Below are 350 nucleotides of genomic sequence, written 5' to 3'. Positions count from 1 at the left end.
ACGCGGTCCTTCTTCTCCTTGACCTCGACCTCGGTCGCGCCGCCGACGCGGATCACCGCGACGCCGCCCGCGAGCTTGGCCAGGCGCTCCTGCAGCTTCCCGCGGTCGTAGTCCGCGGTGGTCTCCTCGATCGGCGCCTGGATCTTGCTGATCCGACCCTCTATGTCCGACTTCTCGCCGACGCCGTCGATGTTCGTGGTGTTCTCCTTCTCGATCCGCACGCGCTTGGCGCGGCCGAGCTTCGGGAGCGTGACGTTCTCGAGCTTGATCCCGAGATCCTCGGCGATCATCTGGCCGTTCGTGAGGATCGCGATGTCTTCAAGCATCGCCTTCCGGCCACCGCCCAAGCC

General features: G+C 66.3%; 1 pseudogene. It reads right to left on the bottom strand.

Annotated features, from left to right (window positions below):
* A pseudogene (gene groEL, locus MKK65_RS21990) lies at positions 1-350 on the bottom strand (chaperonin GroEL); the annotation flags it as partial.

The organism is Methylobacterium sp. J-001 (genome assembly GCF_022829565.1).
Taxonomy (GTDB): domain Bacteria; phylum Pseudomonadota; class Alphaproteobacteria; order Rhizobiales; family Beijerinckiaceae; genus Methylobacterium.
The sequence above is the reverse complement of the archived record's forward strand: the minus strand, read 5'-3'. Positions and strand labels throughout refer to the sequence as shown.